Origin of the sequence: Solwaraspora sp. WMMA2080 (assembly GCF_027497395.1) — a bacterium.
In the GTDB taxonomy this organism is placed as follows: Bacteria; Actinomycetota; Actinomycetes; order Mycobacteriales; family Micromonosporaceae; genus Micromonospora_E.
Genome location: NZ_CP114910.1, coordinates 2,614,687 through 2,632,889, shown reverse-complemented (window position 1 = coordinate 2,632,889; position 18,203 = coordinate 2,614,687). Strand labels below are relative to the sequence as shown.

Sequence of the window (18,203 nt, the reverse complement as noted above, 5' to 3'; positions counted from 1 at the left end):
GTCAGCCCGGGTAGTCGCCAGCCCTGGCGTGCGGGTTCGCGTTCAGCCAGGCCAGGTAGTCGTTGTAGGCGGCCAGGTCCGGATCCTCCGGGCCGGGAGCAACGGTCGCGCCGGCGGTGGACCGGACCCGTACCGGTCGGCCGAACGCCTCGTCCCGGTGCCCGCTCCGCCGCGGTGCCCGGCTGTGCGGTGCCCGGCTGTGCGGTGCCCGGCTGTGCGGCGACGGCGACCCGTCGTTCGAGCCGGGTGCGGCCCGGCGGGCCTGGCGCACCTCGCGGACCCAGATGAACACCACGAACGCCGCGAAAACCGGCCATTCCACCGCGTACGCCCAGCTCAGCGTGTTACCGGCGGCGGCCCGGCTGATCTGCCACCAGCCGAGCGCGAGGAAGCCCGTCACCAGCGCCACCGCCACCAGGTGCCGCAGGATCCACGCCGGGGTCCACAGCTGCCGCATGCAGGGAAGCGTACCGGCCGGCCGTCGGCTTCTCCGACGAGCCGTCGTAGTCAGGTGCGTGACCGCCGGCAAGCCGGGTGCCCGGTGTTTGCCGCCGGCCAGCAGGGGAACCCTACGACGGTAATGCCTCGTCGACTCCCCGGAGGCCGGAGATGACGGATTCAGCGCGGTACGGCAGTTACTCCCCGGCAGCGGCCGGTCGGCCATTCGAACCCCGGCCGGACCATCCGCCCGGTGCCGACCGGCCCTGGTCGGCACCGGGCGGACCGGGTGCCCAGACCTGGGTCGACACGATCGACGAAACCGGGATCGACCCGGTGGAGCTGGCCGACGACGAACTGCTCCGTGAGATCGGCAGCCTGCACCGGACCCGGCTGGACACGCTGCGGCACGGTACCGACGCGGCGCTGGCCAACCACCTGCACCGCACCGCCGACCTGGAGACCGAGTACCTCACCCGGCACCCGGGCCGCGAGGTCGAGGCCGCACGGTTGCGGCACGGGAGGTGAGTCGTGCCCGCGTACGCCGAACGCGGTGTCTCCGCGCCCCCTGAGGTGGCGTTCGGCACCGCGACCGACCCCGACCGCCGGGCCGCCTGGCTTCCGGGGCCGCTGCGTCAGGCGTCGGCGGAACCCGCCCACGGCGACCACCTGCAGGCCCGGTGGTCTACGGCGGGCGGCCCGTGGGCTGCCGTGGTGCAGGTGTACCCGGTGCAGGCGGGTGGTGCCATGCTCCACCTGGAGCTGGATTGCGACCTGCCGCACGAGCAGCTGACCCGGCTCGCCGACGAGACGTTGACCAGCCTGGTCCGGGCGGTCACCGACAACCTGAACGCCGGTTGACGACCGGTCGTCAACGACCGGTCGTCAACGCCGGATGGCCGCCGGGGTGGATTTTCAGTCGGCGGTGAACCCGGGCTTCTCCATCCCGGACCAGCCGCGAGGCGTCTCCGGCTCCCGGTCCCGGTCGGTGCCTTCGATGATGTCGTGGGAGACCGCCGTGTCGTCGTGCTCGCCGGCGAAGTCCGGGTCGTCCTCGGGCGGCTGGCCGTCCGGGGTCTGGCCGAGGGCGGCGGCTGGTCGGTTCTGGTGTTCGTCCATCAGTGATCAGGCGCCTTCCGTGGAGGAATGCAGGACCTCTTCCGCCTCGTCCTGGGCGTATTCGCCTTCTGGCAGGGCGTTGATCCTGGTCAGCAGGTGAGCGGGTAGCTCAGCGGCGACCGCCCGACGGGCGATCTCGGCGCGGCTCACCCGTTCCTTGCCGAGGTAGATGTCGTCGAGCAGCGCGTACAGCTCGGCACGGGACGTCTCATCGGTCACCCCCGCCTGCTACCCCGCACGCGGCACGGCAAACAACGGTCCACGCACCGAGCCGGATCGCCGGTTTCATCCTGGCGACCGTCGGCGTTCCGCCCTCCCGGTCCGATCCGGGCACCTACGCTCGGGCCAGGAGGTGGACTCATGATCGGCACCATCTTGTGGGCGCTCGTCGCCGGCGCGATCATCGGCGCTCTGGGACGTCTGCTGCTACCCGGGCGGCAGAACATCTCGGTCTGGCTGACCATCGGCGTCGGAATCGCCGCCGCCCTGCTCGGCGGTGTGATCGCCGCCTGGCTGGGTATCGGCGAGACCGCCGGGATCGACTGGCTGCGGCACGCGATCCAGGTCGCGCTGGCGGTGTTCTTCGTCTGGATCGCCGCCCGGGTGGCCGGCCACCGGCCGACCGACGCCCCACGTCGAGCCACCCGCTGACCTTCGCCCCCTGCCGATCCCGGAGCCGGCCGTCGCGCCGGCTCCGGGCATGGTCACCAGCGAGCGCTGTCGGCTACCGCTGCGCGGCGGCCAGCGCCGCCCGGCGGTCCCCGACCGCCGTCGCCAGCCGCCCCAGGACCTGGGCGGTCTGGTCCCAACCCAGGCAGGCGTCGGTGATCGACTGTCCGTGCACCAGTTCCCTGGTCGGGTCAAGATCCTGCCGGCCGGCCACCAGGAACGACTCCAGCATCACCCCGACGACGCCCCGTTGCCCGGCGCCGAGTTGCCCGGCGACGTCCTCGACGACCAACGGCTGCCGGCGGTGGTCCTTGCCGCTGTTGCCGTGGCTGGCGTCGATGATCAGCCGCTGCGGCAGTCCGGCGGCCCGCAGCAGGTCCAGCGCGGCAGTCACCGACGCGGCGTCGTAGTTGGGCTCACCGGCACCGCCGCGTAACACCAGGTGACAGTCGGCGTTGCCGCGGGTGTGCAGGATCGCCGGCGTCCCGGACATGTCGATGCCGGGGAAGACGTGCGGCACGGCGGCGGCCCGGATGGCGTCCACTGCGGTGGCGACGCTGCCGTCCGGGCGGTTCTTCATGCCGATCGGCATGGACAGCCCGGAGGAGAGCTGCCGGTGCACCTGGCTCTCCACGGTGCGGGCGCCGATCGCTCCCCAGGCCACTGCGTCGGCGATGTACTGCGGGGTGATCGGATCGAGGAACTCGCAGCCCACCGGCAGCCCGGCCCGCAGCACCTCGAGCAGCAGCGAACGGGCGATCCGCAGCCCGGAGTTGACGTCCCCGGATCCGTCCAGGCCCGGGTCGTTGATCAGACCCTTCCAGCCGACCGTGGAACGGGGCTTCTCGAAGTACACCCGCATCACGATCAACAGGTCGTCGGCGTGCCGTTGCGCGGCGTCGGCAAGTAGGTGCGCGTACTCCAGGGCGGCGGCCGGGTCGTGCACCGAACACGGGCCGACCACGACCAGCAGCCGGTCGTCGTGTCCGTCGAGCACGCCGGCGACGGCTCGTCGGCCGTCCAGCACCCGCGCGCTGAGCTGGTCGTCGAGGGGCAGCTCGTGGTGCAGCAGGGCCGGAGTGGTGAGCGGGACGACCCGGTCGATGCGCTGATCGGCGACGCGGCCGATGGAGGTGCTCATGTGGTGCCTTTCCTTCCGCCAGCCTCCCTGGGGAGCCGGCGCCCCCAGCCGAGCCGGCTGCTCGTTGGCATACGAAAGGGCAGGGGCTCGATGCCCGCTGCCCTTGGCCGGCTCTGGTGGGGTGACGTCAGGTCAGGGCTGAGCCACCGGCACCAGGGCCGGCTGCCTAAACCATCGATACGTGCGCGCCACGACGCACACTGTACCGGATCGGCCGCTGGGCGGCACCCCTGCCGGACGCCACCACCGGACTTCGGCCGGTCCTCGCCACCCGTTAACCCCGGTCGACATCCGTGGCCACCAGCGCCATCTAGCTTCATCGATTGCCACAAGTATCGATGGAGGTCGAGATGGATCGTCGTAGCGTACTGCGTGCCACGGTGGTCGGCGCTGGTGCCGCCGCCTTCTCCGGCAGTCTCTGGACCGGCGCCTTCGCCGCACCGGCGCAACCCGGCGCCAGCCCGTACGGGCCACTCGGCAGTCCCGACGCCAACGGCATCGCGCTACCCGCCGGCTTCACCAGCCGGGTCGTGGCCAGGTCGCGCCAGCGGGTCGGCGACACCTCGTACGTCTGGCACGACGCACCGGACGGTGGTGCCTGCTTCACCGCCGGGACCGGCTGGGTGTACGTCTCCAACTCGGAGATCTCCCGTACCGGCGGTGCCTCGGCGATCCGGTTCGACTCCACCGGCGACGTGGTCTCGGCGTACCGGATCCTGGCGAACACCAACCGCAACTGCGCCGGTGGCGCCATGCCCTGGGGCACCTGGCTCTCCTGCGAGGAGGTGGCCCGCGGGTACGTCTACGAGACGTACCCGCTCGGCGGCACCGGCGCGGTGCGGCGCCCGGCGATGGGCCGGTTCTGTCACGAGGCCGCCGCCGCCGATCCGGTCCGCGGCGTGATCTACCTGACCGAGGACGAGAGCAACGGCTGCTTCTACCGGTTCCGGCCGGACACCTGGGGCGACCTGTCCACCGGCACCCTCGAGGTGCTGGTGGCCGGCAGCGGTACCAGCGGGCCGGTCAGTTGGGCCCGGGTGCCGGACCCGGACGGCGGCCCGATCGCCACCCGCTTCCAGGTATCCGGCGCGAAACGGTTCAACGGCGGGGAAGGATGCCACTACGCCGACGGCGTCTGCTGGTTCACCACCAAGGGCGACAACCGGGTCTGGGCGTACGACGCGGTCGCCCAGCGGATCGACCTGGCCTACGACGACTCGCTGATCTCCGGCACCCCGCCGCTGACCGGCGTCGACAACATCGTCGGTACGCCGGGCGGTGACCTGTACGTCGCCGAGGACGGCGGCAACATGGAGATCTGCCTGATCACCCCGGACGAGCGGATCGCGCCGTTTCTGCGGATCAGCGGCCAGTCGTCGTCGGAAATCTGCGGTCCGGCGTTCTCCCCTGACGGCGGCCGGCTGTACTTCTCGTCGCAGCGCGGCACCTCGGGTGCGTCCTCCGGCGGCATCACCTACGAGGTACGCGGCCCGTTCCGCTCCTGACCTACGCGGCGGCGGAATGCATGACTCGGCCGTCGCCCGGGTAGTCACTCGGTCCATGAACACTGACACCGACGACGACCCGTTCACCGGCTCACCACCACCGGGCGCCGCCACCACGGGTCAGGCGGAAGCCGAAGCGGAGCGGATCGAATCGCGCGCCGGCCACCTGCTGCCGGAGGAGGAGGCGGCCGGCAGCGACGACCCGGTGCGTCAGGCCGCCGCCATCCTGGACGACTCCGACCGGCGCGAGCAGCCGCGTCCGCAGCCGGGCAGCGAGCCGCCCGGCTGACCCCGACGGCACCCGGCCGGCCCGGTGCGTCCGGCCGGGCCCCCGATCGGATAACGTCGGGCGCATGTCGCCCAACGGGTACCCCTGGCCGATCGAGACCACCCGGCTGGACAACGGCCTACGGGTCGTCGTCAGCCCTGACCCCAGCGCACCGGTGGTCGCGGTCAATCTCTGGTACGACGTGGGTTCGCGTCACGAGCCCGCCGGCCGGACCGGATTCGCCCACCTCTTCGAACACCTGATGTTCGAGGGATCGGTCAACGTCGCCAAGACCGAGCACATGAAGCTGGTGCAGGGCGCGGGTGGCTCGCTCAACGCCACCACCAACCCGGACCGGACCAACTACTTCGAGACCGTCCCCGCCGAGCACCTGGCCCTCGCACTCTGGCTGGAAGCCGACCGGATGGGCGGCCTGGTGCCGGCGCTGACCCAGGAGACGTTGGACAACCAGCGCGAGGTGGTCAAGAACGAGCGGCGGCAGCGCTACGACAACGTGCCGTACGGCGACGCCTGGCTGCGGCTGCTGCCCCTGCTCTACCCGCCGGGGCACCCGTACCACCACGCCACGATCGGCTCGATGGACGACCTGAACGCCGCCGACCTGGCCACCTTCCAGGCGTTCCACGAGATGTACTACGCGCCGAACAACGCGGTGCTGACCGTGGTCGGCGACACCGACGCCGACGAGGTGTTCAGCCTGGCCGACAAGTACTTCGGCGGGATCGCCGCGCGGCCCGACATCCCACCGGCGCCGGACGGGCGTACGCCGGCACCGCTGGCCGGCCCGGTCACCGAGACGGTCACCACCGACGTGCCGGCAGCCCGGCACTACTTCACCTACCGCACCCATCCGTTCGGGACCTCGGCCTACGACGCGGCGACCGTGCTCGGCACAGTGCTGGGCAGTGGCCGGGGCAGCCGGCTCTACCAACGGCTGGCCGACGGTGCCCGGATCGCGCAGCCCGACTACCTGGGCGCGTACGGCGTCGACCTGGCGCACGCGCCGGCGCCGCTGATCATCACCGCGACCGCCCAGCCGACGGTGACCGCCGAGCGGCTCGCCGACGGCCTGTCCGAGGTGCTCGACGAGGTGGCCCGCGACGGCGTCACCGAGGCTGAGGTCGACCGGGCCAAGGCGCTGCTCACCACCGGTTGGTGGCGTCAGGTCGCCAGCTTCGAGGGCCGGGCCGACACCCTCGGTCGCTACGCCACCCAGTTCGGCGACCCGGCCCGCGCCGGGGAGCGGCTGCCGGGCTGGCTGGCGGTCACCGCCGAGGCGGTCAACGACGAGGCCGCACACCTGTTGCGGCCGGACAACCGGGTCCAGCTCAGCTACCTGCCGGAGGGCGACCAGTGACGATCATCGCGCAGCGTCCCGGACCGGGCGCCGCCCGGCCGTACCGTTTCCCGGACGTGGTCCGGCGCAGCGTGGCCGGTGGCGAGATCGTCGCCGCCCACCTGCCCGGCCACCGACTGGCGGTGGCGACCCTGCTGCTGGACGCCGGTGCCAGCCGGGAACCGGTCGGCCGGGAAGGGCTGGCCGGAGTTCTCGCCAAGGCACTCGAAGAGGGCACCGAGACCCGGGACTCGGCCGCGTACGCCCTGGTCCTGGAAAGTCTCGGCACCGAGTTGTCGATCTCCGTCGACTGGGACTCGTTCCGGGTGGGCGTGCAGGTCAGCACCGACCGGCTCGGCGCGGCCGTCGAGCTGCTCACCGAGGCGGTCCGGACCCCCCGGCTGGATCCGTCCGATGTCGAGCGGGTCCGCGACGACGAGGCGACCGCGCTGCGGATGTACTGGGCCAACCCGGGGCCGCGGGCGGAAGCCGCGCTGCGCGCCGACCTGTTCGGTGCCGACCAGCGGCACGGCCGGCCGATGAGCGGCGACCCCGAATCGGTGGCGGCGGTGACCGTGGCGGACGTCGTCGACTTCCACAGTGCGTGGTTCACCCGGCCCGGCACCCTGCTGGTCGCCGGCGATCTGGACCTGATCGACCTGGACGCGCTCGGCGTGGCCGCCTTCGCCGGGGCGACCGGCTCGCCGTCACAGCCCGGACCACCGTTGCCGGTCACCTTGCGGGACCATCGGCGGATCATCCTGGTCGACCGGCCGGGCGCGGTGCAGTCCACGTTGCGGCTCGGCCACCCGGCACCGCACCGGGCCCACCCCGACTACGTGCCGATGACCCTGGCCAGCACCGTCCTCGGTGGAGCCTTCACGTCGCGGCTCAACCACCTGATCCGTGAGGTACGCGGCTACACGTACGGCATCCGGTCGGACTTCGGGATGTCCCGCCGGTTCGGGCGCTTCGCGGTCAGCTCCAGTGTGCAGACCGGGGTCACCGCGCCCGCCCTGATCGACTCGGTCGGTGAGGTGTCCCGTACCCAGGCCGACGGGGTGACCGAGGGGGAGCTGGCGGTGGCCCGGTCGTGGCGGGCCGGTCAGCTCTCGGTCGAGCTGCAGACCCCGCCGGCCATCGCCAGCGCACTGGGGACCCTGGTCGTGCACGGGCTGCCCGACGACTACCACGCCCGGCTGCGCGACGAGCTGCTGTCGGCGACGGTCGAGCAGGTCTCCGCCGCCGCCGCCACCCACCTGCAGGCCGAAGGGCTGACCCTGGTGGTCGAGGGTGACGCGGCGAAGATCCGCGACGAACTGACCGCCTCCGGCCTGGGGGAGCTGCACGACGCCGACTGATCCGCACCGGGCCAGGGGTGTCGTCGCCGGGCCCGGGGTGTCGGGCTCAGCGGCGTTGCAGCAGGCGCAGGGTGCGGAGCGGGTGCGGTCCGCTGGAACCCTACGCGCCGCTGCGGTTCGATCCGCCCCGTCAGGGCCGCCAGGTCCGCGTCGCCTGTCTGGTATGTCCGGTTAGGCGGTTAACGTGTTGGCTTTCCTGCGGTAGTGTCCTACGGTTGCCGGATGATCACTCCTGCGCAGCGCGACGGAGCCGTGACTGTCACGGCTCCGATCGTCGTGCGCACCTTCGCGCCGAGTGCCGTCGCGCCGGGCGTCCTCGTGTCCGGCGTCGCTGGTCGGCCGGGCCTGCCGCGCCCTACCGGCCGGGCGCCTCCGGAGCGCCGTCGCACCATCACGACGACGGCCACCAGGGGCGAAGCGGATCAGCTTCGGCCCTTTTCTGTTGCGAGGAGACCCGATGAGCACCGAACTGCACGGCACCCGCGGCACCGAATGGATCGAACAGGTACGGGTGCAACTGGCCGACCAGTTGGACACGCACCGGGCCCAGCTGACCGAGCTCACCGCCGACACCGGCGACCCGGGTGAAGCGCACACCCGGGCCGCGCTGGTCGTCGCCGCCCGGCGCGGCTACGACCAGACCGTCGAGGCGTTGAACCGGATCGCCGAGGGTCGTTACGGCCGCTGCGACCGGTGCGGCGGCGAAATTCTCCGGGAACGGCTGGAGATTCTGCCGCACGCCCGGTACTGCGTGCCCTGCACGCGCTGACCGCCGCCTTGCCCGCCTACCGCCTCGCGGTCGGTAGGCGGGCAAATACATTCGAACCCACGGCGGTGTGTCGTCCGTTGTACCCGGGTGTCCGCAATGTGCCGCAGAGAGGCGAGCGCTGATGCCCCAGCTCCACACGTCGGTGATGATCCGCTACGCGACCTACACCGACACCCCGCAAGTGGCCAAGACACTGGTGGAGGCATTTCTGGACACCCCCGAGTCGTCCTGGCTGATCCCGGACCCGGTCGCCCGTCGGCAGGTGTACCAGCGGTTCTGTCCGGCGTTGATCGACTACGGGCTGCGCCAGGGCAGCATCTACCGGACCGAGGACTACAGTGCGGTGGCGGTTTGGCGCCCGTGCAGCCTGATCCTGCCGAACCCGGTGGAGTACGAGCAGCTGCTCGACGACACCTGCGGTGAATACGCGTACCGGTTCCGGTTGCTGGACAACGCACTCGCCGAACGACACCCGGTGGGCGAGCACCACTACCTGGCGTACCTCGGGGTCACCCCGGACCGGCAGGGCTACGGCCTCGGTACGGCGTTGCTGAACCACCGGCACGCCATCTTCGACACCGCCGGCAGCGCCGCCTACGTGGTGGCCAGCAGCCCCGGCGCCCGAGATCTGTACGCCCGGCTCGGCTACCGGCTCACCGCCACGGCTCCGTTCCACCTGCCCGACGGCGGCCCGCTGCTCTGGCCGATGTGGCGCCAGCCGCAGCTGGCCCGCCGGTACCTGAACTGATCGCGTGTACCTGAACTGACTGCGCGGGGGTACGCCGACGGGTCGGAAGGTGACGCCGGACAACTCGGTTCCGTCCCGGCCCGGCCCGTCGGTAACCTTCGCAGCATGAGGATCGGGGTTGTGACATGAGGATCGGAATAGTCGGCGCGACCGGGCAGGTCGGTGGCGTCATGCGGCAGGTGCTGGAGCAGCGGGCGGTGCCCGTAGACGAGTTGCGGCTGTTCGCCTCGGCCCGCTCGGCCGGTCGGACCCTGCCGTGGCGCGGCAGCGGGATCGTCGTCGAGGACGCCGCCACCGCCGACTACCGCGGCTTGGACATCGCCCTCTTCTCGGCCGGCAAGGCCACGTCGAAGGAGCTGGCGCCACGGGTCGCGGCGGCCGGTGCCGTGGTGGTCGACAACTCGTCGGCCTGGCGGATGGATCCGGACGTACCGCTGGTGGTCGCCGAGGTCAACCCGCAGGCGGCTGCCGACCGCGCGAAGGGCATCATCGCCAACCCGAACTGCACCACGATGGCGGCGATGCCGGTGCTGCGCCCGCTGCACGAGGAGGCCGGCCTGGTCAGCCTGGTCGTCTCGACCTACCAGGCGGTCTCCGGCGCTGGTCTGGCCGGTGTCGCCGAGCTGGACGAGCAGGTCCGCAAGGTCGCCGAAGGGGCGGCGGCGCTCACCTTCGCCGGCGGCGCGGTGGAGTTCCCGGCGCCCCGGTCGTTCGCCGCGCCGATCGCGTTCAACGTGCTGCCGCTGGCCGGTTCGATCGTCGACGACGGCTCCGACGAGACCGACGAGGAGCAGAAGCTGCGCAACGAGAGCCGCAAGATCCTCGGCATCCCCGAGCTGCGGGTGAGCGGGACCTGCGTCCGGGTGCCGGTGTTCACCGGCCACTCGCTGCAGATCAATGCCCGGTTCGCCCGGCCGATCGACCCGCGACGGGCGGCTGAGCTGCTGGCTGACGCGCCCGGTGTGGCGCTGTCCGACGTGCCGACGCCGCTGCAGGCCGCCGGCCAGGACCCGACGTACGTCGGCCGGATCCGGGTCGACGAAACTGTCGAGCACGGCTTGGCGCTGTTCTGCGCCAACGACAACCTGCGTAAGGGCGCAGCCCTCAACGCGGTGCAGATCGCCGAGCTGCTGATCGCTGCGGCGGCCTGAGCCCGGCACCGCAACAGTCAGCACCGCAACAGTTACCGCCGCAACGCCGGGCGGGTCGTCGTCAGTCGGCGGCGACCCGTTCGGCGAGCAGCATCGCGGCGTCGTCGCTGATCTGACCGCCGGCGTGCCGCTGCAGCTCGGCGACGACGCGGTCCAGCACCTCCTGCCGGTCCGGCAGCTCCAGGCACGCGGTCACCCGGTCCGAGGCGAGGAACTCGCCGCGTCCGTTGCGGGCCTCCACCAACCCGTCGGTGTAGAGCAGCAGCCGGTCCCCGACCTGCCAGGGTCGGGTCACCCGGAGCGGCTCCGGCGCGTGGCGGCGCAGCCCCAACGGCGGGTGCCGGTCACCGGGCTCCAGGATCTCCAGCGTCCCGGTGGCGGGACGCAGTGCCGGTGCCGGATGGCCACAGTTGATCACGGTCAGCGTGTCGTCAGTGAGCTGCACCAGGGCGGCGGTGACGAACTGCGCCGGCTGGCCGGTACCCACTCCGTCGCGGTACACCGCCTGGTCCAGATCGGCGGCGACGGCGGACAGTTCCGGCTGTACGAAGGCGGACTGTCGGAAGGCGCCCATCACGGTGGCCGACATCTGGACCGCCTGCAGGCCTTTGCCGCACGCGTCCCCGATGATGATCCTGGTCCCGTACGGGCTGTCCACGACGGCGAACAGGTCACCGCCGACGTTGGCTGCCTCGGACGCGGACAGGTACCGGGCGACCAGGGCGACATCGCCCAGCTGCGGCGGCGGTGCGCGTAGCACCGCCCGCTGCGCAACCTCGGCGATCTCGGTCATCCGGCGCAGCCGGGCCTCCCGCAGGTTCCGGGACCGGGCCACGTAGATCGACACGATGCCGACCGCGAAGACGACACTGCTGCGCAGCAGATGGTCAAGGCTGCCGAACATGCCGCTGGGCAGCCCGGCGACCAACGCGACGAAGCAGGCGACTGCGGTGACCAGTGCGGTCCGTCGGGTCTTCTCGACGGCGGCGGCGAGCAGCGGGGCCAGCGACAGGAATCCGAGCACGACCGCGCTGGTCTGGGTCAGCACGTCGATGACGGTGATGACCGCGATCAGCGCCAACGCCAGTGGCATTCCACGCCAGCGTTCCGTGCGGTGCAGCAACGACCGGTCGGCCGGGTGCGGCACCCGCGAATCCGGCGAAAGAGGCTTACGCCAGCTGACCCGGCGTGCCCACACGGCGTGCTCCCTACCCGGCCTGCCCGCCCGTGCACCTCGTGCCGGCGCAGCCGTTTCGACCTGCGAGCGTAGCCGATTCCACCGACCGGGGGAGGGCGCTGGTTTTTCGTTCCCGACCCCGGGTACCCCGAAGACGGCGCCGACACCGAGAGGAGTGCGTGATGACGACCGTCGGAGAGTTCATGACGGCCCGCCCGTTCACCATGGACGCCAGCGACATGTTGACGGCGGCGGCGCGGCAGATGCGGGACGCCGACATCGGCGACATCATCGTCACCAACGGGAGCGATATCCGAGGAATCGTGACCGACCGGGACATCACGGTCCGGGCGGTGGCATCCGAGATGGATCCGTCGATGACCCAGCTCAGCCAGATCATCACCGAGGACGTCGTGGTGGTGTCGCCGTACGACGACGCCGTCGCGGCCGCCGAGCTGATGCGGACCTACTCGGTACGGCGACTGCCGGTGGTCGACGACGGCCGCCTGGTCGGCGTGGTCTCCATGGGTGACCTCGCCGTCGAGTGGGAACCGGATTCGGTGCTGGCCGACATCAGCACCGACGACCCGAACAACTGACCACCGGACCGCTGCCGCGCCCACCGGGCCGGCTGGCGGCGCCGGAAACCCTCTGGTGGGTGTCCCCGACAGGTCTGCCCGGTCTCCCCGGCGCCCGGGTCCGGCAGACACGGGGACACCCGTTTGCGCCCACCCACCCAGATCGGAGTGCAGCATGAAGCGACCACGGATCGTCATCGCGGGTGCCGGCTTCGCCGGCTACCAGGCTGCCCGTACCCTGTCCCGGCTGGCCCGGGGGTCCGCCGAGATCGTCCTGATCAACCCGACCGACTACTTCCTGTACGTGCCGCTGCTGCCCGAGGTCGCCTCGGGTGTGCTGGAGCCCCGCCGGGTCACCGTCTCGCTGCCGGACACCCTGCCCGGCGTACGGGTGGTGCTCGGCGAGATCGACCAGATCGACCTGCCGGGCCGGCGGATCTGTTATGTCGACGGTGAGGGCGACCGGGCCGAGCTGAGTTACGACCGGCTGATCGTCTCCATCGGCAGTGTCAACAAGCTGCTGCCGATCCCCGGCGCCAACGAGCACGCGCACGGCTTCCGGACCCTGCCGGAGGCGCTCTACCTGCGCGACCACCTCACCCGGCAGATCGAACTCGCCGACTTCAGTGACGATTCGGCCGAGCGGGCCGCCCGATGCACCTTCGTCGTGGTCGGGGCCGGATACACCGGAACCGAGGTCGCGGCGCACTGTGTGACCGCCACCGACCTGCTGGTCCGCCGGCATCCCCGGCTGGCCGGCCAGCAGGTGCGCTGGCTGCTGCTCGACCTGGCCGACCGGGTGCTGCCCGAGCTGGACCAGCGGATGTCGGTCACCGCGCAGAAGGTCCTCGACGCGCGGGGCGTCGAGACCCGGTTCGGCACCTCGGTCCGCGAGGCGACCAGCGACGGGGTGCACCTGTCCGACGGGGAGTTCATCCCGACCCGGTCGCTGATCTGGTGTGTCGGGGTGCGCCCCGATCCGGTGGTGGACGATCTGGGACTGACCACTCTGAAGGGCCGGCTGGTGGTCGACGAGTTCCTCGCCGTACCGCAGCATCCGGAGGTGTACGCGTGCGGTGACGCCGCCGCGGTGCCCGACCCGAACCGGCCGGGCGAGGTCACCCCGATGACCGCTCAGCATGCCGTCCGGCAGGGCAAGCTGGCCGCGCAGAACGTCGCCGCGTCGTACGGGCACGGTTCGTTCCGCCCGTACCGGCACAAGGATCTGGGGTTCGTGGTGGACCTCGGCGGCGCGCAGGCGGCGGCGAATCCGCTGCACGTGCCGATCTCCGGCCCGCTGGCCAAGGCGGTGACCCGGGGCTACCACCTGGCGTCGATCCCGGGCAACCGGATCCGGGTGGCGGCCGACTGGACGTTGGAGTCGCTGCTGTCGCGCCAGGGTGTGCAGCTCGGTCTGGTGCCGCCGTCGGCGGTGCCGCTGGACACCGCGTCGCCGGAGCTGGTGCACCCGGTCGGCCGCTGATCCGGTACGGGGCTGTCAGCCGAACCGTAGGTGGGGTCGGGGGTGGGCCGCGGCCTCCGCGACGACGTGTCCGGCCAACTCGCGGTCGATGCCGTGCCGGTGCAGTTCGCCGGTCAGTGCGGCCAGCCAGGTCTGCTGGTTCACGAGGTGGTCACCTCCTGCAGGATCGTGTCGACACCGGTGGCGAAGGACCGCCAGTCGGCGGTGGTCTGGCGCAGCCGCTGCGCACCGGACTCGGTCAGCCGGTAGTACTTGCGGGCCGGGCCGCTGCTGCCGGCGCGCCACCGGGCGTCGACCAGGCCGGTCCGTTGCAGCCGGAGCAGTACGGGGTAGAGCGTGCCGCCCTTGATCGGCCCGAGCCCGGCCGCCTGCAGCGACTGGGCCAGCTCTAGCCGTACGACTCGTGCCGGTGCAGCGCCGCGAGCACGCAGAGGTCGAGCACCCCGCGCAGCAACTGGCCCCGCCGTTCCTGATCCACGGCCAGAAAGATAGCAGCGCTATCTAGATAGCGCTGCTATCTATCCCCGGTCCGCTGTTTCGTACGGTGCCGTTTCCGGTGCGCCGCTGTTTCCGTGCCGGGCCGGCGGGTACCCGATCGACAGTGGCGACCCGTCGGAGAGGGAGACAATGATGGACATCGGCATCATCGGCGCCGGCAACGTCGGCTCGGCCCTGGCCCGGCGGCTGACCGAGGTCGGTCACCAGGTGACGATCTCTGCGTCCAGCCCGGATTCGCCGCGGCTGGCCGAGGCCACCGCCGGCACCGGGGTGACCGCCGGTGACGCGGCCCAGGCCGCCGACGCCGAGCTGGTCGTACTGGCGGTGCCGTTCACCGATATCGGTGACACGCTCACCGGGCCGGTCGCCGACGCGCTGGCCGGCAGCACCGTGATCGACGTGACCAACCCGCTCGGTCCGGACCACATGTCGCTGCGGATCGGGCACGACACATCCGCCGCCGAGCAGGTCGCCGCGATGGTTCCGGCGGCCAACGTGGTGAAGGCGTTCAACACCGTGCTCGCCCCGAACCACGCCCGGCCGGTGCTCGGCGGCGTACGGCAGTCGGTGCCGGTCGCCGGCGACGACCTGGCCGCCAGGAAGACCGTCCAGGAACTCGGCACCCAGCTGGGCTTCGACACGGTCGACGCCGGCCCGCTGTCCAGCGCCCGCTACCTGGAGCCGGTCGCCGCGCTGCTCATCCAGGTCGCCTACGGCGGCGGTGCCGGTCCGACGGTCGGTTTCGCGCTCGCCCGCGACTGACTGCGGCTTCGCCCTCGGGTCGGGAAACGCGCCACCCTGGCCGTATGGTGGACGGGTGTCGTGCGTGCCGTGTCCGGCAGGACGGACGCATCCGTTTAAACCCGAGGAGTTCTAGTGACCGTCACTCTGACCGCCGACAGCGCCGGATCGGTCAGCGACTTCAAGGTCGCCGACCTGTCCCTGGCGACCTTCGGTCGCAAGGAGATCGAGCTCGCCGAGCACGAGATGCCCGGGCTGATGGCACTGCGCCGTGAGTACGCCGCCCAGCAGCCGTTCAAGGGCCGCAAGATCGCCGGATCGCTGCACATGACTGTGCAGACGGCGGTGCTGATCGAGACGTTGACCGCGCTCGGGGCCGACGTGCGCTGGGTCTCCTGCAACATCTTCTCCACCCAGGACCAGGCCGCCGCGGCGGTCGTCGTGGGCCCGAACGGCACGGTCGACAACCCGCAGGGTGTCGCGGTGTACGCCTGGAAGGGTGAGACGCTCGACGAGTACTGGTGGTGCACCGAGCAGATGCTCACCTGGCCGGACGGCAGCGGACCGGACTCGATCGTCGACGACGGCGGCGACGTGACCCTGCTGATCCACCTCGGCAAGCAGTTCGAGGAGGCCGGCGCGGTGCCCTCCACCTCGGAAACCGACTCGGTCGAGTACGGCATCATCCTGGAGACGCTGCGCCGCTCGCTGGCCGCGAACCCGACCAAGTACACCGAGATGGCCAAGCCGATCATCGGGGTCTCCGAGGAGACCACCACCGGTGTGAACCGCCTCTACGAGCTGGCCCGCGAGGGCAACCTGCTCTTCCCGGCGATCAACGTCAACGACTCGGTCACCAAGAGCAAGTTCGACAACAAGTACGGCATCCGCCACTCGCTGGTCGACGGGATCAACCGGGGCACCGACGTGATGATCGCCGGCAAGCTCGCGGTGATCTGCGGCTACGGCGACGTCGGCAAGGGTGCCGTGGAGTCGCTGCGCGGCCAGGGGGCCCGGATCGTGGTGACCGAGATCGACCCGATCTGTGCGCTGCAGGCGGCGATGGACGGTCTCGACGTGGTGACCCTGGACGACGTCGTCGAGCGGGGTGACATCTTCATCACCACCACCGGTAACAAGGACATCATCCTGGCCGACCACATGGCGAGGATGAAGCACAACGCGATCGTCGGCAACGTCGGGCACTTCGACAACGAGATCGACATGGCCGGCCTGGCGAAGCTGCCGGGGATCGAGAAGGTCAACGTCAAGCCGCAGGTGGACGAGTGGCGTTTCCCGGACGGCCACTCGGTGATCGTGCTCTCCGAGGGGCGGCTGCTGAACCTCGGCAACGCGACCGGTCACCCGAGCTTCGTGATGTCGACGTCGTTCTCCAACCAGGTCATCGCCCAGGTTGAGCTGTACGCCAAGATCGGCGAGTACGGCAAGCAGGTGTACGTGCTGCCCAAGCACCTCGACGAGAAGGTGGCCCGGCTGCACCTGGACGCGTTCGGCGCCAAGCTGACCGTGCTCACCAAGGCCCAGGCGGACTACATCGGCGTCGACGTGGCCGGCCCGTACAAGCCGGAGCACTACCGCTACTGACCCACGGCCGTCGGAGCGCACCGCGAAACGGTGTGCTCCGACGGCGTACTCAGGCGGCCAGGCCGAGGGCCTCGGCGGCGGCCCGGCCATTGGCGTGACTCGCACCGTAGGTGGTGACGAAGGCACGCACCCCGGCCGGGCGCCAGGCCGATGGCCAGCCCATCTCCACCACCGCGACCGGGTGCCGGGCGGCCAGCCGTTCGATCAGGTCACCGGCACCGGGCACCCGGTGCAGGTGCCGGCCGACCAGCACCAACGGCCGGCCGTCGGCGGCCGTCGCGACCTGCTCGGCGGTCACCTCGGCCGGTGCCACCCGCAGCTGCCGGGCGTGGCCGAGGTGCGGTCCGAGGCCCCACGGCACCCGACCCTCGGCGATCGTCGAGCCGGCGGTCAGCTGCACCACCAGTGCGTCGGCCAGCCCGTCGAGGGTGCCTTCCACCCGGACGGCGCGGCGGGCGGCGGCGTACCCCAGGTCGGCCGGGCCGGCGGTTCCATCCGCCGCCGGCCGGACCACGGCGGCCAGCGCGGTCACCCGGTCGGCCGCCTGCTCGACCCGGCCGACCGGCAGTGTCCCGTCGCCGATCGCGGCGACGATGCCCGCCGCGACCCGTTCGACCAGTGCGTGGTCGACGCGGGCGCCGATGCAGAGCAGGTCGGCACCGGCGGCCAGGGCGGCGACCGCCGCCGGCACGATCCCACCGGCGGCCAGCGTGGCGCCGCGCATCTCCAGCGCGTCGGTGACGATCACCCCGACGAAGCCGTACTCGTCGCGGAGCAGGCCGGTCAGCGCGGCCCGGCTGAAGGTGGCCGGCGCGTCGCCGGTCAACGCCGGGACCCGGATGTGCGCGGTCATGATCGCCGGGGTGCCGGCTTCGACCACGGCGGCGAACGGCGGCAGGTCCCGCCGGCGCAGCACCGCCATCGGTACGTCGACAGTGGGCAGTTCGAGGTGCGAGTCGGTGACCGTGGCGCCGTGGCCGGGGAAGTGCTTGGCGCAGCCGGCGACCCCGGCGTCGGCCAGCCCGGCGACGGCCGCCGCCGCATGCGTGGCGACCAGCGCCGGATCGGCCCCGAACGACCGGGTGCCGATGATCGGGTTGTCGTCGGCGGTGTTCACGTCGACGGTCGGTGCCAGATCGAGGTTCGCCCCGCAGGTGGCGAGCTCGTCGCCGATCGCCCGGTAGACCTGCCGGGTCAGCGCCGGGTCGTCGACCGCGCCGAGCGCCGCGTTGCCGGGGTACGGGCTGCCGGTGGCGTGCGCCAGCCGGGTCACGTCGCCGCCCTCCTCGTCGATGGCGACCAGCACGTCGGCCCGGGCGGCCCGCAGCGCGTCGGTGGCGGCCCGCAACTGCCCGGGTCGGTCCACGTTGCCGCCGAACAGGGTGTGTCCGGCGAGCCCGTCGCCGACCAGGTCCACCGCCCACTGCGGGACGGTGGTGCCGGGGTAGGCGGCGAGCAGGGTGCGCAGCGCCAGTCGCCGCAGAGCCTGGTCGTTCGGCATGTTCTCCCCCTCCGTGGCGTCTCCGCGGTCCGAGTGACGCACCGGGGAGGCACTGTTCGTTGCCGGTGAGTGCCGGGTCGTCCGACCGCCGAGG

22 protein-coding genes are annotated in these 18,203 nt (G+C 71.7%); 14 read left to right on the top strand and 8 right to left on the bottom strand.

Annotated elements, in window-relative coordinates; all coding sequences use genetic code 11:
- Position 1: 1 nt before the first annotated feature.
- Complete coding sequence (locus tag O7543_RS12070) at positions 2-457, bottom strand: hypothetical protein (protein WP_281553741.1); 456 nt, start codon at positions 455-457, stop codon at positions 2-4.
- Between the two features lie 152 nt (positions 458-609).
- Between O7543_RS12070 and O7543_RS30195 the strand changes: the two genes are divergently transcribed.
- Complete coding sequence (locus O7543_RS30195) at positions 610-966, top strand: DUF6158 family protein (RefSeq protein ID WP_348650100.1); 357 nt, start codon at positions 610-612, stop codon at positions 964-966.
- A gap of 3 nt (positions 967-969) precedes the next feature.
- Positions 970-1,299, top strand: a complete 330-nt coding sequence (locus tag O7543_RS12060; RefSeq protein WP_281553742.1) for a hypothetical protein — start codon at positions 970-972, stop codon at positions 1,297-1,299.
- Between the two features lie 54 nt (positions 1,300-1,353).
- Here O7543_RS12060 and O7543_RS12055 read toward each other — a convergent pair whose 3' ends face one another.
- Both O7543_RS12055 and O7543_RS12050 read right to left on the bottom strand, forming a co-directional pair.
- Positions 1,354-1,557, bottom strand: coding sequence for a hypothetical protein (locus tag O7543_RS12055; protein ID WP_123600344.1), 204 nt, complete (start codon positions 1,555-1,557; stop codon positions 1,354-1,356).
- 6 nt (positions 1,558-1,563) lie between these two features.
- On the bottom strand, positions 1,564-1,776 hold the full coding sequence (locus tag O7543_RS12050) for a hypothetical protein (RefSeq protein ID WP_278167595.1): 213 nt from the start codon (positions 1,774-1,776) through the stop codon (positions 1,564-1,566).
- A 141-nt stretch (positions 1,777-1,917) separates the two neighbouring features.
- On the opposite strand from O7543_RS12050, the gene O7543_RS12045 reads away from it, so the two are divergent.
- Positions 1,918-2,208, top strand: coding sequence for a GlsB/YeaQ/YmgE family stress response membrane protein (locus tag O7543_RS12045; protein WP_281553743.1), 291 nt, complete (start codon positions 1,918-1,920; stop codon positions 2,206-2,208).
- A gap of 73 nt (positions 2,209-2,281) precedes the next feature.
- On the opposite strand, the gene O7543_RS12040 is transcribed toward O7543_RS12045, so the two are convergent.
- Complete coding sequence (locus O7543_RS12040) at positions 2,282-3,367, bottom strand: 3-deoxy-7-phosphoheptulonate synthase (protein ID WP_281553744.1); 1,086 nt, start codon at positions 3,365-3,367, stop codon at positions 2,282-2,284.
- Between the two features lie 350 nt (positions 3,368-3,717).
- On the opposite strand from O7543_RS12040, the gene O7543_RS12035 reads away from it, so the two are divergent.
- The 7 genes from O7543_RS12035 to O7543_RS12005 all read left to right on the top strand — a co-directional run bounded on the left by O7543_RS12035 (position 3,718) and on the right by O7543_RS12005 (position 10,526).
- Entirely contained in the window at positions 3,718-4,872 is a 1,155-nt protein-coding gene (locus tag O7543_RS12035) for an alkaline phosphatase PhoX (protein ID WP_281553745.1), read from the top strand.
- Between the two features lie 55 nt (positions 4,873-4,927).
- A complete protein-coding gene (locus O7543_RS12030) occupies positions 4,928-5,161 on the top strand; it encodes a hypothetical protein (protein WP_281553746.1) in 234 nt (77 codons plus the stop codon).
- A gap of 64 nt (positions 5,162-5,225) precedes the next feature.
- Positions 5,226-6,518, top strand: coding sequence for a pitrilysin family protein (locus tag O7543_RS12025; protein WP_281553747.1), 1,293 nt, complete (start codon positions 5,226-5,228; stop codon positions 6,516-6,518).
- On the top strand, positions 6,515-7,858 hold the full coding sequence (locus tag O7543_RS12020) for a pitrilysin family protein (protein WP_281553748.1): 1,344 nt from the start codon (positions 6,515-6,517) through the stop codon (positions 7,856-7,858). Before O7543_RS12025 ends, O7543_RS12020 begins: the two co-directional genes overlap by 4 nt.
- Before the next feature lie 457 nt (positions 7,859-8,315).
- Positions 8,316-8,627, top strand: a complete 312-nt coding sequence (locus tag O7543_RS12015) for a TraR/DksA C4-type zinc finger protein (RefSeq protein ID WP_281553749.1) — start codon at positions 8,316-8,318, stop codon at positions 8,625-8,627.
- A gap of 121 nt (positions 8,628-8,748) precedes the next feature.
- On the top strand, positions 8,749-9,375 hold the full coding sequence (locus O7543_RS12010; protein ID WP_281553750.1) for a GNAT family N-acetyltransferase: 627 nt from the start codon (positions 8,749-8,751) through the stop codon (positions 9,373-9,375).
- A 125-nt stretch (positions 9,376-9,500) separates the two neighbouring features.
- Complete coding sequence (locus O7543_RS12005; RefSeq protein WP_281553751.1) at positions 9,501-10,526, top strand: aspartate-semialdehyde dehydrogenase; 1,026 nt, start codon at positions 9,501-9,503, stop codon at positions 10,524-10,526.
- A gap of 61 nt (positions 10,527-10,587) precedes the next feature.
- Here O7543_RS12005 and O7543_RS12000 read toward each other — a convergent pair whose 3' ends face one another.
- On the bottom strand, positions 10,588-11,673 hold the full coding sequence (locus O7543_RS12000) for a PP2C family protein-serine/threonine phosphatase (protein WP_281553752.1): 1,086 nt from the start codon (positions 11,671-11,673) through the stop codon (positions 10,588-10,590).
- 212 nt (positions 11,674-11,885) lie between these two features.
- On the opposite strand from O7543_RS12000, the gene O7543_RS11995 reads away from it, so the two are divergent.
- The gene (locus O7543_RS11995; RefSeq protein ID WP_281553753.1) at positions 11,886-12,302 is read left to right on the top strand and encodes a CBS domain-containing protein; all 417 of its coding nucleotides are present in this window, start codon (positions 11,886-11,888) and stop codon (positions 12,300-12,302) included.
- A gap of 154 nt (positions 12,303-12,456) precedes the next feature.
- Positions 12,457-13,764 carry an NAD(P)/FAD-dependent oxidoreductase gene (locus tag O7543_RS11990; RefSeq protein WP_281553754.1) on the top strand — a complete coding sequence of 436 codons (1,308 nt, stop codon included), beginning with the start codon at positions 12,457-12,459 and terminating at the stop codon, positions 13,762-13,764.
- A gap of 15 nt (positions 13,765-13,779) precedes the next feature.
- On the opposite strand, the gene O7543_RS11985 is transcribed toward O7543_RS11990, so the two are convergent.
- Together O7543_RS11985 and O7543_RS11980 are read right to left on the bottom strand one after the other, a co-directional pair.
- Entirely contained in the window at positions 13,780-13,908 is a 129-nt protein-coding gene (locus tag O7543_RS11985; RefSeq protein ID WP_281553755.1) for a hypothetical protein, read from the bottom strand.
- Complete coding sequence (locus O7543_RS11980) at positions 13,905-14,114, bottom strand: PadR family transcriptional regulator (RefSeq protein WP_281555485.1); 210 nt, start codon at positions 14,112-14,114, stop codon at positions 13,905-13,907. Before O7543_RS11980 ends, O7543_RS11985 begins: the two co-directional genes overlap by 4 nt.
- Before the next feature lie 166 nt (positions 14,115-14,280).
- Here O7543_RS11980 and O7543_RS11975 point away from each other — a divergent pair, with 166 nt between their 5' ends.
- Both O7543_RS11975 and ahcY read left to right on the top strand, forming a co-directional pair.
- Positions 14,281-15,024, top strand: a complete 744-nt coding sequence (locus O7543_RS11975) for an NADPH-dependent F420 reductase (protein ID WP_348650128.1) — start codon at positions 14,281-14,283, stop codon at positions 15,022-15,024.
- A gap of 114 nt (positions 15,025-15,138) precedes the next feature.
- A complete protein-coding gene (gene ahcY, locus O7543_RS11970) occupies positions 15,139-16,608 on the top strand; it encodes an adenosylhomocysteinase (protein WP_281553756.1) in 1,470 nt (489 codons plus the stop codon).
- A gap of 49 nt (positions 16,609-16,657) precedes the next feature.
- On the opposite strand, the gene O7543_RS11965 is transcribed toward ahcY, so the two are convergent.
- On the bottom strand, positions 16,658-18,109 hold the full coding sequence (locus O7543_RS11965; RefSeq protein ID WP_281553757.1) for a glycoside hydrolase family 3 N-terminal domain-containing protein: 1,452 nt from the start codon (positions 18,107-18,109) through the stop codon (positions 16,658-16,660).
- Positions 18,110-18,203: the final 94 nt, after the last annotated feature.

Excerpts from the sequence above, each read along its gene's own strand:
- O7543_RS12070 (WP_281553741.1), bottom strand. The coding sequence starts at position 457 with ATGCGGCAGCTGTGGACCCCGGCGTGGATCCTGCGGCACCTGGTGGCG.
- O7543_RS30195 (WP_348650100.1), top strand. The coding sequence starts at position 610 with ATGACGGATTCAGCGCGGTACGGCAGTTACTCCCCGGCAGCGGCCGGT.
- O7543_RS12055 (WP_123600344.1), bottom strand. The coding sequence starts at position 1,557 with ATGGACGAACACCAGAACCGACCAGCCGCCGCCCTCGGCCAGACCCCG.
- O7543_RS12045 (WP_281553743.1), top strand. The coding sequence starts at position 1,918 with ATGATCGGCACCATCTTGTGGGCGCTCGTCGCCGGCGCGATCATCGGC.
- O7543_RS12040 (WP_281553744.1), bottom strand. The coding sequence starts at position 3,367 with ATGAGCACCTCCATCGGCCGCGTCGCCGATCAGCGCATCGACCGGGTC.
- O7543_RS12035 (WP_281553745.1), top strand. The coding sequence starts at position 3,718 with ATGGATCGTCGTAGCGTACTGCGTGCCACGGTGGTCGGCGCTGGTGCC.
- O7543_RS12030 (WP_281553746.1), top strand. The coding sequence starts at position 4,928 with ATGAACACTGACACCGACGACGACCCGTTCACCGGCTCACCACCACCG.
- O7543_RS12025 (WP_281553747.1), top strand. The coding sequence starts at position 5,226 with ATGTCGCCCAACGGGTACCCCTGGCCGATCGAGACCACCCGGCTGGAC.
- O7543_RS12015 (WP_281553749.1), top strand. The coding sequence starts at position 8,316 with ATGAGCACCGAACTGCACGGCACCCGCGGCACCGAATGGATCGAACAG.
- O7543_RS12010 (WP_281553750.1), top strand. The coding sequence starts at position 8,749 with ATGCCCCAGCTCCACACGTCGGTGATGATCCGCTACGCGACCTACACC.
- O7543_RS12005 (WP_281553751.1), top strand. The coding sequence starts at position 9,501 with ATGAGGATCGGAATAGTCGGCGCGACCGGGCAGGTCGGTGGCGTCATG.
- O7543_RS11995 (WP_281553753.1), top strand. The coding sequence starts at position 11,886 with ATGACGACCGTCGGAGAGTTCATGACGGCCCGCCCGTTCACCATGGAC.
- O7543_RS11990 (WP_281553754.1), top strand. The coding sequence starts at position 12,457 with ATGAAGCGACCACGGATCGTCATCGCGGGTGCCGGCTTCGCCGGCTAC.
- O7543_RS11965 (WP_281553757.1), bottom strand. The coding sequence starts at position 18,109 with ATGCCGAACGACCAGGCTCTGCGGCGACTGGCGCTGCGCACCCTGCTC.